This is a genomic window from Staphylococcus sp. SB1-57, assembly GCF_017086425.1.
Taxonomy (GTDB): Bacteria; Bacillota; Bacilli; order Staphylococcales; family Staphylococcaceae; genus Staphylococcus; species Staphylococcus warneri_A.
This window is the reverse complement of the sequence record NZ_CP070964.1, coordinates 1,838,331-1,852,105: the sequence shown is the minus strand read 5'-3', so window position 1 is coordinate 1,852,105 and position 13,775 is coordinate 1,838,331. Positions and strand designations below refer to the sequence as shown.

The window sequence follows — 13,775 nt, the reverse complement described above, 5'->3', positions numbered from 1 at the left end:
ATTAATTATGGAATTTAGAGATCAAGTATTAGATTTATTAGCAGAGGTCGCAGAAAATGATATCGTCAAAGAGAATCCTGATGTAGAAATTTTCGAAGAAGGTATCATTGATTCTTTCCAAACTGTAGGTTTATTATTAGAAATTCAAAATAAATTAGATATCGAAGTATCAATTATGGACTTTGACCGTGATGAGTGGGCTACACCAAATAAAATTGTGGAAGCATTAGAAGAACTACGATGAAATTAAAACCTTTTTTACCAATTCTAATTAGCGGCGTTATTTTCATCATATTTGTCCTGTTACCAGCGCAATTGTTTACAGGATTGATAACTGATAAAACGCTTGCTAATAATAGAATTTCATTAACAGATCAAGTATTAAAAGGCACGCTCATTCAAAATCAACTTTATAAATCAGATAAATACTATCCAATTTATGGTTCTAGTGAATTAGGTAAAGATGATCCATTCAATCCAGCAATTGCCTTGAATAAGCATCACTCAGACAAAAATGTATTTTTATTAGGTACTGGTGGATCAACGGATTTGATTAATGCGGTGGAACTTGCGTCTCAATATGATAATTTAAAAGGTAAAAAATTAACTTTTATTATCTCTCCCCAATGGTTTACGAATCATGGATTAACTAACCAAAACTTTGACGCACGTATGTCACAAACCCAAATTAACCAAATGTTTAATCAAAAGGATATGCCAGAAGATTTGAAACAACGTTTCGCTAAACGTTTGTTACAATTCCCTCATGTCCATAATAAGGATTATTTAAAACAAGTTGCGAAAGATCCGAATAATGTATCTGGAAATTACATTTCAGCATTTAAAGAGAATCAATTAATTAAGATTGAAGCAATTAAATCATTATTCTCTTTCACTAAACCACCATTGTCTCATGTTGATCCTGCCACAGATGAAAAAGCATCATGGAGTCAAATGAGAAATAAAGCAGAAGAAATTGGTAAAGATAATACAAAATCTAATCAATATCATATTAGAGATCCATATTGGAAATTAATTAAAGGAAATAAACGTAAAGTTAAGCGTGATTATGAATTTAACGTTAATTCTCCTGAGTTCCAAGACTTAAAATTACTCGTTCAAACAATGAATAAAGCTGGTGCAGATGTACAGTATGTAAGCATTCCTTCGAATGGTAAATGGTATGATCATATTGGTATTGATAGTGATAGACGTCAAGCAGTCTATAAAAAAATTCATTCTACTGTCGTTGGTAATGGCGGTAAAATATATGATATGACAGATAAAGACTATGAAAAATATGTGATTAGTGATGCCGTTCATATAGGATGGAAAGGTTGGGTCTACGTTGACCAACAAATTGCTAAACATATGAATGATGACAAACAACCTAAAGTAGATCATAAAGATAAACAAAAGCATCAAGAAGATAACAAATAATAATAAACGCCTTTCAAGTATCAATGATGATAAACATCATCATATAAAGCTTGAAAGGCGTTTTTTTTAGAATATGGTTTGAGTGATAAAGTAACTTAGGATCGATAAACAAATAGATACAATAATAATAACGAGTAAGGGTTTTAAAGCTCTAGATTTTAAATCTTTAAAAGAAACATTTAATCCAAGTGCTACCATCGCCATTAGTAAAAAGATATTGGTCATGATTTCTAGTACTTTTAATAAAGCAGGTGGAAGTGAAATATATGTATTAATTAAAGCCATTGCAATAAAGCCAATTAAAAAATAAGGGAAATCGATACGATGTGATTGTTCACTGTCTTTATTTTTATATTTAACACATAATATAAAAATGATAATCACAGGTATTAATAAAAATACACGTCCTAATTTAGCTAATAATGCAATTTTTAATGAATCAATGCCTGCATAATTACCTGCTAATACAACCTGTGCAATTTCGTGCAAACTGGTTCCTGACCATATACCAAAATGAATAGGTGACATTTGAAGAATTGAATAGATTAATGTATAAAATAATGAAAAGACAGTGCCGACTAATGCGATAATACCAACACTGATTGCTATATCTTTATCTCTAGACTTTATGACAGGTGCAATAGCCGCAATAGCTGCCGCCCCACAAATACCAGTCCCCACACCTAATAGAGTTGTTATTGACGTATCTGTTTTAAACAAACGACTTAAGGCATATGTCATAACAATGCTAAAAATGATAATACAGGCATCCATCAATAATAGTGGACCGCTACGTCCTAAAATTTCATCGATATTCAACTTGAGACCGTAAAAGACGATAGCGATTTTCAATAGTCGCTTAGAAGAAAATGTAATACCAACTTTGTATTGTTCAGGATATCCTTTGAAGTGACGATATAAAATTGCAATAAGTATCGCAATAGATAGTCCACCGACATGGTTAAGTATAGGTAATTTAGATAATGCCAGACTAAACATTGCAATACCAAATGTAAATAACATACCTATGAAAAAATATTTATGCTTGAGTTGAATCATGTGACGTTCCTCCTATAAGAGAAAGTTTAGCATTGTACTGTTATAACGTTAAATAAATATTTGATATAGTATACATAACAAAAGTGATATGATGAATATATATATTTTATTAAGGGGAATATCCATGGATCCATATAAAGTATTAATAGAAGTAGTAAAAACAGCAAATTTTACAAAAGCAGCTGCGCATCTGTACACATCACAGCCATCAATAAGTCGTGATATCAAACGACTTGAAACTAAGTATAATGTTAAAATTTTTGAATTTACTAGGCCATCGATTCGTTTAACATCAGATGGTGAGAAGATTTTAAAATATGCACTGCAACGAGAAAATATAGAGCGGGAACTTTGGCAAAATTTAAAAAATGATAAGAAAGATGTAGCGGGTGTACTATCTATAGGTAGTAGTTATACGTATGGTGAGCAATATTTATCACAAAAATTAATAGAAATTGCCAACCAATATCCAGAATTACATGTAAATGCATATTTAACTAATTCAGATACGGTCTTAGATAACGTTAAACATAATGTTGTAGACATTGGAATTGTAGAGAGAGAAATCCAAGATAATACCATTGATTTAGCATGTATATCGCAAGATGAAATGGTCTTAATTTACAATCAAAAAGTAGGCTTTGATGCGAAACAAATATGTTTTGTTCGAGAACAAGGGTCAGGTACAAGAATTTACCAAGAAATCGGTTTAACTAACTTATCATTACATCCATATTTAGTGGAAATTAATAGTAATCAAGTAATCGTTGATATGGTGAAGGCTGGTAAAGGATTTACAGTTATATCTAAATCTGTATTAGATGAAGAACATAATAATATATTAGCTGCTATCAAGTTAGACGTCTTTCGAAATTTTTATCTCATAAAGCATAAAGATAAATATCTAGATGTTAATTTGAAAGCTATTATTGAATTATTTCAATGCTGTTATGAAGATTAAACGTTACATTGAAATTAACGGAAATTGTAAACAAACAAAAAACACCCATCAATGGATTAATCGTCCAGAGATGGGATAAAACGAAATCAATTATTTTAAATTATATCTTTATATTACACTAACGAAAAACATTAGAATACTTGTTCAACTTCGATAACGCCAGGTACTTCTTCGTGTAACGCACGTTCAATACCAGCTTTTAATGTTATTGTTGAGCTTGGGCAAGTACCACAAGCACCATGTAATTGTAATTTTACGATGCCGTCTTCAACATCAACTAACGTACAGTCGCCACCATCACGTAATAAAAATGGACGTAAACGTTCAATTACTTCAGCTACTTGATCAAACATTGTCGCATTCTCAGTAGGCATGAGATATGTCTCCTTTCAAGTAAATTATTTCATTATCATTATTAGTACATTATAATAGATTAAGTAAGAAAAATCTATAAATCAAAACGAGGGATTTCAATGACTAAAGTGAGTGTTGTTGTTTATGGGGCAGATGTAGTATGTGCAAGTTGTGTGAATGCACCGACATCAAAAGATACATTTGATTGGTTACAACCATTGTTAAAACGAAAATTTCCACACCATCATTTTGAGTTTACTTATATTGATATTGAAAAGGATACCGAAAATCTAACAGATCACGATCAACAATTTATTGAACGTATTCAAGAAGATGAGTTGTTTTATCCTTTGATTACAATGAATGATGAATATGTAGCAGATGGTTATATTCAAACTAAGCAGATTACGCAGTTTGTAGATCAAAAATTTTAAAAACAGAAAGTTAATATAGAGTATTAAAAATAGGGGCAGTGAAACCAATTAAAATGATTTCATTGCCCCTTTTATTTATTTTAACCGTTATGATATTTATATAACCAAAGGACACCTGATTTTAAGATAGAAGCGAGACGTCCGGTAACAGTTCGATCCATAATATAAGCAAATCCTTGTTTATCACCTAGAGAGCCTAAGAAACCTTGAACTTTAAGTTCTGGCATTTTTTCAGGTAATGGTTCGTTATTCCATTGCTTTTTCATTACGTCAGCGATTTGTTCGCCTTGTAATTCAGCTAATTGAGCACTAGGCGCATGTGGTAAGTCTGCACAGTCACCTACAACGTAAACATTTGGATAAGTAGGAATTTGGTGATACTGGTTTAAAATGACACGGCCGTTGTTATTAATATCTATAGGTAAATTTCTAACTACTTCAACTGGTTGTATACCAGCCGTCCAAACGACTAAATCGACATCTTCAGGAACACCATTATTATATATCTTTCCTGGTTCGACTTTATCGATGACTGAGTTGGGTACTACAGTAACATCGTGTTTAGAGAACCATTTTGAAATATAATTACTAAGTTTTTCTGGGAAATTGCGTAAAATTCGTGGACCACGATCATATAATAATATTTCTAAATCTGCACGACTTTCACGTAATTCACTAGCTAATTCAATGCCACTCAGTCCAGCACCAACGATAGCAACTTTAGCGCCTTTAGGTAGTTCACTAATACTATGAAAAGTATCGCGTGCCTTCGAAAGGGTTTGAATACTATGTGTATGTGTATCTGCACCAGGTACATTATGATACTTATCTTCGCAACCTAAACCAATGACTAGCTCATCATAATCTATTTTTGAATTACCTACAGAGATGATTTGCTCATCTAAATTAATATCATTGATTTCCCCATAAACTGTATTGATATTTGCATCATTTGGAAAAGACATACGTACATCTTTATCTGATTTTGTACCAGCAGCTAATGCATAAAATTCTGGTTTTAAACCATGGAATGGCATACGGTCAATTAAAGTCAACCTATATCCTTCTGGTAACGCATTAGGCAATATACGAGCCATGATGCGCATATTACCGTAACCCCCGCCTAATAAAACAATGTTTTTCATTTTAGTATACCCCTTTATCCTAAAAAATCATGTTATAAATAAGAGCATTAATATTGATATTGCCCTTTAGACTAATGTCATATTGAGCATTTTTGCCCAAAAAAATGATGGAAATGAACAAAAATTTAACCATCTTATCTTATATGACTATGTATTTATATGATTATTATATCGGTTTTTCAAATTGACTACAAATATATATCGAATTAAATTAAATATATTGTTTTATTAGTAATTTTTTCTATTTCCGACATTTTAAGCTCAATAATAGTCATAATAACGTGTGGTTTGTTATAATATTATAACTATTATAATAGAGAGGGTGTCGTATGTTTCCGTTAGTTGAATTCTGCATTTCCAATATGGCTAAGGGTGGAGATGTGGTTTATGAAAAGTTAGAAAATGATCCTGATGTAGATGTTTTAGAATATGGATGCTTACAAAATTGTGGTATATGCTCCAACGGCTTGTATGCACTGGTTGATGGTGATATTGTTGAAGGAGATACACCGGACGATTTGTTAAATAATATATATAAACATATAGAAGAAAATGATTTTACGAATTTATTATAGGAGGTTATGACAATGCAAACAGTTATTTTAACTGAAGCGGCAGCTTATGAAGTAAAAGACATGTTAGAAAGTAATGATATGCCTGATGGTTATCTTAAAATCAAAGTCAATGGTGGTGGATGCACAGGATTGACTTATGGTATGTCAGCAGAAGCTGAACCAGGTGAAAACGATGAAGTATTAGAATTCTTCGGTTTGAAAGTATTGGTAGATAAACATGATGCCCCAGTATTAAACGGGACAACAATTGATTTCAAACAATCACTAATGGGTGGTGGCTTCCAAATCGATAATCCAAATGCCATTGCTTCATGTGGCTGCGGTAGTTCATTTAGAACTGCTAAGGTTGCAGGTAATCCAGAAGATTGCTAGGCGAGATGACGGTTTTAATTTAATAAATTAAATTTTTCACAATGTGGACTATTGTCACTTGAAAATATTGTGTAAAAGCTATAGAATTAAACTTGGATTAAATATTGTCTTTTCTGTGAACTTCACGAGATATAGCTTAAAGAAAAAAGACGTAATAATTACTGTGTTGACGTGGTTATAATGCAAGGCTTAATTAAAAAGGTCGTGTATTTTTAAGTATGTTACACTGGAGTTAAAATATTATGAAAGCTTAGGTGAAAACAATGGCTCAAGAACGTAAAAAAGTATTAGTTTTAGGTGCGGGTTATGCAGGTTTACAAACTGTTACTAAATTACAAAAAGAACTTTCTGCAGAAGAAGCGGAAATCACTCTAATTAACAAAAATGATTATCATTACGAAGCAACTTGGTTACATGAAGCTTCAGCAGGTACAATCAATTATGAAGATTTATTATACCCAGTTGAAAGTGTATTGAAAAAAGACAAAGTTAACTTCGTAACTGCAGAAGTTACTAAAATCGACCGCAATGCTAAAAAAGTAGAAACTGACAAAGGCATCTATGATTTTGATATCTTAGTTGTAGCATTAGGATTTGTGAGTGAAACATTTGGTATTGACGGAATGAAAGATCACGCTTTCCAAATTGAAAATGTTTTAACTACGCGTCAATTATCTCGTCATATCGAAGATAAATTCGCTAATTATGCAGCTTCTAAAGAGAAAGACGACAAAGATTTATCTATCTTAGTTGGTGGTGCTGGATTCACTGGTATCGAATTCTTAGGTGAATTAACTGATCGAATTCCTGAATTATGTAGCAAATATGGTATTGACCAAAACAAAGTGAAAATCACTTGTGTTGAAGCAGCACCTAAAATGTTACCAATGTTCTCAGATGACTTAGTTAACCATGCTGTAAACTACTTAGAAAACCGTGGCGTAGAATTTAAAATTGCTACACCAATCGTTGCTTGTAACGAAAAAGGTTTCGTAGTAGAAGTAAATGGTGAAAAACAACAATTAGAAGCAGGTACATCAGTATGGACTGCAGGTGTACGTGGTAGCCACTTAATGGAAGAATCATTTGAAGGTGTTAAACGTGGCCGTATTGTGACTAATCAAGACCTTACAATTGCAGGTCATGATGATATCTTTGTTATCGGTGATGTTTCTGCATTCATCCCAGCAGGTGAAGAACGTCCATTACCAACAACAGCTCAAATCGCAATGCAACAAGGTGAACATGTTGCTAAAAACATCAAACATATCTTAAATGGCGAAGCTAAAGAAGAATTTGAATATGTTGATCGTGGTACAGTATGTTCATTAGGATCTCATGACGGTGTAGGTATTGTTTACGGTAAAGATATTACTGGTAAAAAAGCTGCATTCATGAAGAAAGTTATCGACACTCGTGCTGTATTCAAAATCGGTGGCGTAGGTCTTGCATTCAAAAAAGGTAAATTCTAACTTTTTATGATATATGAAGCCTCCTTACTTAAAAGTTTGGAGGCTTTTTTGTATGCTTAAATATAAATAAGATCATTTACAACTATTGAAAGAGTAACTTTAAAAATAACTACTTATCATAATAGTTGATTTAAATTAAATATCAAAAGGAGGCTGTATGATGAATATCCAAATTAATTCTACTAATCTAGATGACATACATACATTAATTATTGGTATTCCTGAACATATGAATCAATTAAATGATATCGTGTATCACGAACAATCATTAATGAATGATTTAAAAGTTTTAAAGAAAAATCATATTATACAAGGTGCAACTGGAAAGATAACGACATCAATGATTTATATTCAACAACAACCTAAACGTCTTATAACTGTTGGATTAGGAAATATTAAAGAATTAACTTATGCGGATTATTTAATCATTTGGGGAAATGTGTTTCAGTTTTTAAAACAAGAACATATCACAGAAGCAGAATTGTTACTAAACTCATTTTTAAGTCCACATATTGAAGACGATGTAGTGACTAAAACGCTAGGTTTGCAAAGTGAACAAGCTATTTATCAGTTTGACAATTATAAATCTGATAAGCGTGCACCTTATCAACCTGATTTACACGTAAATGTTGACTGTGACCTTGAGAAAATTGAAACTAAAATACAAGAAGGTAAAACGGTAGGTGAATCAATTAATTTAGCGCGTGAATTAAGTCAAATTCCCCCTAATCTATTAACACCTCAATATTTTGCTGAGCTTGTCGTACAACACTTTAAAGATTCATCTGTAGAAGTAGATATTAAAGATGGTCAGAAAATACAATCAGAAGGATTTGGATTGATACATGCGGTAGGAAAAGGCTCTATCCATGAACCTAGAGTGATTACGATGCAATATGATGGTAGTCGTACTGATGAGAAGCCAATTGTCCTAGTTGGAAAAGGTATTACCTATGACTCAGGTGGCTACAGTATTAAAAGTAAAATAGGAATGCAAACGATGAAATTTGATATGTGTGGCGCTGCAAATGTTGTTGCCATGATTGAGGTTGCTCATCAATTAGCGTTACCAATTAATATTATAGGTATCATAGCTTCTGCTGAAAATATGATTAATGACAAGGCAATGAAACCAGATGACGTTTATACCGCATTAAGTGGTGAAACAGTTGAAGTACTCAATACAGATGCTGAAGGTCGTTTAGTATTAGGTGATGCTGTTGCATATGCAACTCAATTTCAACCTCAAGTTATTTTAGATTTTGCTACATTAACAGGTGCTGCAATTGTGGCTCTAGGTGAAGATAAGGCTGCCGCGTTTGAAACTAATGCCAGTGAGCAATTAAAAGCGATTTTAAGTATCTCTAAAACCGTTGATGAACAAGTGTTTGAATTACCTATTACAAAAACAGAAAGACAGTTAATTAAAAATAGTGATGTCGCAGACTTAGTCAATCACACAAATGGACAAGGGAAAGCTTTATTTGCCGCTTCATTTATCAGTCATTTTAGTGGCTCAGTACCTCATCTGCACTTTGATATAGCTGGTCCAGCAACGATAAATAAACCATCACATAAAGGTCCGAAAGGTCCAACAGGATATATGATTCCAACGATTGTTGAATGGTTAAAATCATTATAGTTATTTAAGGAAGCGCCTTAGCGCTTCCTTTTATATTTTTTGAAAGGGTTATTTAAACTAGATTTCAATTTCGTATTGACTTTATAAAATTGAGTTGCTATGATATTATCCATAAATACTTTAGTTCGATAGAGTAGTAAAGGATGGTTTTGCGTATGATTAATGCAGTAGTGATTGCTGTTATTTTAATGATTATTTTATGTTTATGTAGGTTGAACGTTGTGATTAGTTTATTCATTAGTGCTTTAGTAGGTGGTATGCTATCTGGCATGAGCCTTGAAAAAGTCATTAACATATTTGGTAAGAATATTGTTGATGGGGCCGAAGTAGCACTGAGTTATGCGTTATTAGGTGGCTTTGCCGCTTTAATTTCCTATAGTGGTATTACTGATTACTTAGTTGGTAAAATTATTAAAGCCATTCACTCTGAAAACAGTCGACTTTCAAGAATCAGAGTGAAAGTGATTATAATTGTTGCACTTTTAGCAATGAGTATTATGAGTCAGAACTTAATACCTGTACATATTGCGTTTATTCCAATAGTAATTCCGCCATTATTAAGTTTATTCAATGATTTAAATATGGATAGACGCTTGATTGGTTTAGTTATTGGATTTGGATTATGTTGGCCGTATGTGTTATTACCGTATGGTTTTGGTCAAATATTCCAACAAATTATTCAAAGTGGGTTCCAAAAAGCGCACCATCCTATCGAATTTAATATGATTTGGAAAGCGATGCTTATTCCTTCAATGGGCTATATTGTAGGCTTAATTTTAGGACTTATCGTCTATCGTAAGCCTAGAAAATATGAAGAGAGAAATATTAATGATAGAGCAACAGTTACAGAACTAAAACCATATATTTTAGTTGTGACTGTGATTGCCATTTTAGCAACATTTATTGTTCAAACATTAACAGAATCAATGATTTTTGGTGCTTTAGCAGGTGTACTTGTCTTCTTTGTATCACGTGCATATAGTTGGTATGAATTAGATGAGCAATTTGTAGATGGTATTAAAATCATGGCATATATTGGTGTGGTTATTTTAACTGCCAATGGCTTTGCTGGTGTTATGAACGCAACTGGTGATATTGATAATTTGGTTAAAAGTTTAACTAGTATTACTGGAGACCACAAATTAATTAGTATAGTAGTGATGTATATTATCGGATTGATCGTGACGTTAGGTATAGGTTCTTCATTTGCAACAATACCAATTATCGCTTCATTGTTTATTCCATTTGGTGCATCTATTGGTTTAGATACAATGGCATTAATAGCGTTAATCGGTACAGCAAGTGCGTTAGGTGATTCTGGATCACCTGCAAGTGATTCTACATTAGGGCCTACAGCAGGATTAAATATGGACGGTCAACATGATCATATTAGAGATACTTGTATTCCAAACTTTTTATTCTATAATATCCCATTAATTATTTTTGGTACGATTGGGGCCATGGTATTATAGTATAAAAAGAGGAGTGTTAGGTTGACCAATTTATTAGAAACATTTGAAATGAATGTTGAAATTGAAGAAGAAGGTAAAGTTGTCATTTCAATGCCTGTAACAGATAAAGTGAAACAACCGTTTGGTTATCTACATGGTGGCGCAAGTTTAGCATTAGGTGAAACTGCATGCTCATTAGGTGCAGCAAACTTAATTGATACGTCTAAATATATTCCATTAGGTTTAGAGATGAATGCTAATCATATTCATTCAGTTAAAGAAGGTAAAGTGATTGCGATTGCTACTATTATTCATCAAGGCAAATCAACACAGGTATGGCATATTGAAATTAAAGATGACAATAATCAATTAATTAGTATAATGCGAGGAACAATGGCTATTAAGCCATTGAAATAAATAAAAGCTACCGTTTCGTTGTGAAGCGGTAGCTTTTATTATGTTATGATGCGAGTTGTTTTTGTAGGCGAATAAACGCTTGGTATATTCTTTCGGATGCTTCTCTGCCTCCCATAATGTTTCTACCAAAAGGTCCTAGTTCTAAATCAGCTAAACCTCCAGCTACAAATAAATGTGGTAGCCATTCTAGTTCATGCGTAATGTCTGGGAAACCACATTGTGCGATAGGGGCATTGAAATGTAAAACTAAATCTTGAATCATAGGTTGTGACATGACAGTATTTTCAAATCCTGTAGCCAATAAGATATGATCATAATACATCTTGCCATTTGAAGTAATGATATGATGATTTTTAATATCTTCAATCTCATTTTTATGAATGATTAAACGACCTTGGCTCATTTTTTTCTTTAAGCGCAGATATAACTCATGAGGCATCGATCCTTTATGACGTTCTGTTTGAATAATACGCATTCTTTCTTCAGAAGATTCGATATTTAGGAATGCATTCATATTTTTGGGACCTAACCATCCTGGATCCGCGTCAAAGTCATGAATTTCAATATCTTTATTAAGCCATAAATGTACTGTTTTACTGTCATCATTATTGACTAATTTTAGGGCTAAATGTGCAGCAGATATACCACTACCTACAACATGAGATGTTTGTTTTTCTTTAATTTGTGATTCTTCTTCATCAAAAATATGTTGAATATCTGGTTGATCATGATACATAGCTGGGATATAGGCACGATGATTGCAACCGTGTGCAATGATTAAATACTGTGTTGACAATATTCGACCATCATTTAATTCTAATTGCCATTGTTGATGATTATCTCGATGTATATGCCTTACGGCTCCTTGTATATGACTTTCATTCAAACGATATTGATGGATGAGTTCATGTGTATGATGCATGAACATATCGCGTTGAGGACGCTTATATGGCCCATAAGTAGCCCCTGTATACTGATTTAATTTAGCGTATTGTTTTAAATGAAATGGTTTTGGATGTATATGGTGTACAAAAGGTGATCTTAAAAAAGGCATACTAATACGATGTGTATAACTATTAAATTGTTCACATAATGTACGATAGGGATCAATGATTGTTAAATCCTTAGCGTCTAAACCAGCTTGTCTTAATTTTAAAGCTATGGTTGTTCCTTGAATGCCACCACCAATAATTGTCCATTGCATACTATCAACTCTTTCTTATTTTTTATAAAACGTAATTGTTTCGATTTGTAAAATTGTAGCATATTTGTGACATGAATACAATTTTTATATTGAAAGGATGAATCACGCTTATAATGTAAACTTTTATTTTAATTAAGTTTACATTATACTAAGTTAAGTCAATGACTTTATATGGTGAGTGATTACTTTTTAAGAAGAGGAGGATTTCTGATGACATTATCAGAACGAATTTTAAACAATGAGCATTTTTCTAAAGAAGCGTGGATGCATATATTTGAAGATGAACATATCGATACATTGGATTTATTACATGAAGCGTATAACATTAGAAAGCATTATTATGGTAAACGTGTAAAATTAAATATGATATTAAATGCTAAAAGTGGTATTTGTCCTGAAGATTGTGGCTATTGTGGTCAATCTAGAGAAATGAAGCAAAAACAGAGATATAGTTTAGTTGATAAAGAACAGATTAAAGATGGTGCCAATGTAGCACGAGAACATCAAATTGGAACGTATTGTATTGTGATGAGTGGCCGTGGTCCAAGTGATAAAGAGGTTGCACATATTTGCGATACAGTTGAGGAAATTAAAAGTATTCATCCTCAATTAAGAATTTGTGCGTGCCTAGGATTAACAAATGAAAAACAAGCTGCAAGGTTAAAAAAAGCAGGTGTCGATCGTTATAATCATAATATTAATACCAGTGCACGATACCATGATAATGTAGTGACTACACATACGTATAAAGATCGTGTTAATACAGTTGAGATTATGAAACAACATCATATATCACCTTGTTCAGGTGTAATATGTGGTATGGGAGAATCAAATGAGGATATCATTGATATGGCATTAGCATTAAAAAAGATTGATGCTGATAGTATACCTATTAATTTTTTACACCCGATTAAAGGTACTAAATTTGGAGATATGGATGAGTTAAATCCAATAAAGTGTTTACGAATTATTGCGATGTTTAGATTAATTAATCCTACTAAAGAAATAAGAATAGCAGGTGGACGAGAAGTGAATTTAAGATCATTACAACCTTTAGCATTACAAGCTGCTAATTCAATATTTGTTGGAGATTATTTAATTACTGGTGGACAGCCTAATCAAATGGATTACGAGATGTTAGAGGATTTAGGATTTGAAATTGATGTTGTTAATAACGACACCCATTAAAATTATTTGCAATTCAAATATGTCATATTAATATAAAACAGCCAAACGGTTGATGTATAAC

At 32.5% G+C, this 13,775-nt stretch carries 15 protein-coding genes; 11 read left to right on the top strand and 4 right to left on the bottom strand.

All coding sequences use genetic code 11. The annotated features are described in order from the left end of the window. The first annotated feature begins 7 nt into the window (after window positions 1-7). Window positions 8-244: a D-alanine--poly(phosphoribitol) ligase subunit 2 gene (gene dltC, locus JX000_RS09135; protein WP_002433359.1), complete on the top strand. Its 237-nt coding sequence runs from the start codon at window positions 8-10 to the stop codon at window positions 242-244. Continuing rightward, window positions 241-1,440, top strand: a complete 1,200-nt coding sequence (dltD, locus tag JX000_RS09130) for a D-alanyl-lipoteichoic acid biosynthesis protein DltD (RefSeq protein WP_124228459.1) — start codon at window positions 241-243, stop codon at window positions 1,438-1,440. The genes dltC and dltD overlap by 4 nt, the downstream gene beginning before the upstream one ends. A gap of 66 nt (window positions 1,441-1,506) precedes the next feature. Here dltD and JX000_RS09125 read toward each other — a convergent pair whose 3' ends face one another. Beyond that, the gene (locus JX000_RS09125) at window positions 1,507-2,499 is read right to left on the bottom strand and encodes a YeiH family protein (protein WP_206140644.1); all 993 of its coding nucleotides are present in this window, start codon (window positions 2,497-2,499) and stop codon (window positions 1,507-1,509) included. A gap of 124 nt (window positions 2,500-2,623) precedes the next feature. On the opposite strand from JX000_RS09125, the gene JX000_RS09120 reads away from it, so the two are divergent. Next, entirely contained in the window at window positions 2,624-3,460 is an 837-nt protein-coding gene (locus JX000_RS09120) for a LysR family transcriptional regulator (protein WP_124228457.1), read from the top strand. Between the two features lie 131 nt (window positions 3,461-3,591). Here JX000_RS09120 and JX000_RS09115 read toward each other — a convergent pair whose 3' ends face one another. Next, window positions 3,592-3,834 (bottom strand): NifU family protein, encoded by a 243-nt coding sequence (locus tag JX000_RS09115; RefSeq protein ID WP_002433501.1) that lies wholly within the window; start codon window positions 3,832-3,834, stop codon window positions 3,592-3,594. Between the two features lie 99 nt (window positions 3,835-3,933). Here JX000_RS09115 and JX000_RS09110 point away from each other — a divergent pair, with 99 nt between their 5' ends. Further along, entirely contained in the window at window positions 3,934-4,248 is a 315-nt protein-coding gene (locus tag JX000_RS09110; protein ID WP_002450827.1) for a YuzD family protein, read from the top strand. Between the two features lie 80 nt (window positions 4,249-4,328). Here JX000_RS09110 and JX000_RS09105 read toward each other — a convergent pair whose 3' ends face one another. After that, window positions 4,329-5,393, bottom strand: a complete 1,065-nt coding sequence (locus JX000_RS09105; protein ID WP_002450826.1) for an NAD(P)/FAD-dependent oxidoreductase — start codon at window positions 5,391-5,393, stop codon at window positions 4,329-4,331. Window positions 5,394-5,722: 329 nt separating this feature from the next. On the opposite strand from JX000_RS09105, the gene JX000_RS09100 reads away from it, so the two are divergent. From JX000_RS09100 to JX000_RS09075, 6 genes are all read left to right on the top strand, one after another. Then, complete coding sequence (locus tag JX000_RS09100; protein ID WP_037551961.1) at window positions 5,723-5,968, top strand: YuzB family protein; 246 nt, start codon at window positions 5,723-5,725, stop codon at window positions 5,966-5,968. A 12-nt stretch (window positions 5,969-5,980) separates the two neighbouring features. Further along, complete coding sequence (locus tag JX000_RS09095) at window positions 5,981-6,340, top strand: HesB/IscA family protein (protein WP_002466675.1); 360 nt, start codon at window positions 5,981-5,983, stop codon at window positions 6,338-6,340. A 263-nt stretch (window positions 6,341-6,603) separates the two neighbouring features. After that, window positions 6,604-7,812, top strand: coding sequence for an NAD(P)/FAD-dependent oxidoreductase (locus JX000_RS09090; protein ID WP_002450823.1), 1,209 nt, complete (start codon window positions 6,604-6,606; stop codon window positions 7,810-7,812). A gap of 160 nt (window positions 7,813-7,972) precedes the next feature. After that, complete coding sequence (locus tag JX000_RS09085; RefSeq protein WP_107546474.1) at window positions 7,973-9,454, top strand: leucyl aminopeptidase family protein; 1,482 nt, start codon at window positions 7,973-7,975, stop codon at window positions 9,452-9,454. 155 nt (window positions 9,455-9,609) lie between these two features. Continuing rightward, complete coding sequence (locus JX000_RS09080) at window positions 9,610-10,926, top strand: Na+/H+ antiporter family protein (protein ID WP_124228455.1); 1,317 nt, start codon at window positions 9,610-9,612, stop codon at window positions 10,924-10,926. Between the two features lie 21 nt (window positions 10,927-10,947). After that, a complete protein-coding gene (locus JX000_RS09075; RefSeq protein WP_002450820.1) occupies window positions 10,948-11,322 on the top strand; it encodes a PaaI family thioesterase in 375 nt (124 codons plus the stop codon). Window positions 11,323-11,365: 43 nt separating this feature from the next. Here the strand turns inward: JX000_RS09075 and JX000_RS09070 are convergent, their stop codons facing one another. Further along, the gene (locus tag JX000_RS09070) at window positions 11,366-12,526 is read right to left on the bottom strand and encodes an NAD(P)-binding domain-containing protein (protein ID WP_075778070.1); all 1,161 of its coding nucleotides are present in this window, start codon (window positions 12,524-12,526) and stop codon (window positions 11,366-11,368) included. A 210-nt stretch (window positions 12,527-12,736) separates the two neighbouring features. On the opposite strand from JX000_RS09070, the gene bioB reads away from it, so the two are divergent. Beyond that, window positions 12,737-13,714: a biotin synthase BioB gene (bioB, locus tag JX000_RS09065; RefSeq protein WP_002450817.1), complete on the top strand. Its 978-nt coding sequence runs from the start codon at window positions 12,737-12,739 to the stop codon at window positions 13,712-13,714. The last annotated feature ends 61 nt before the right edge of the window (window positions 13,715-13,775 follow it).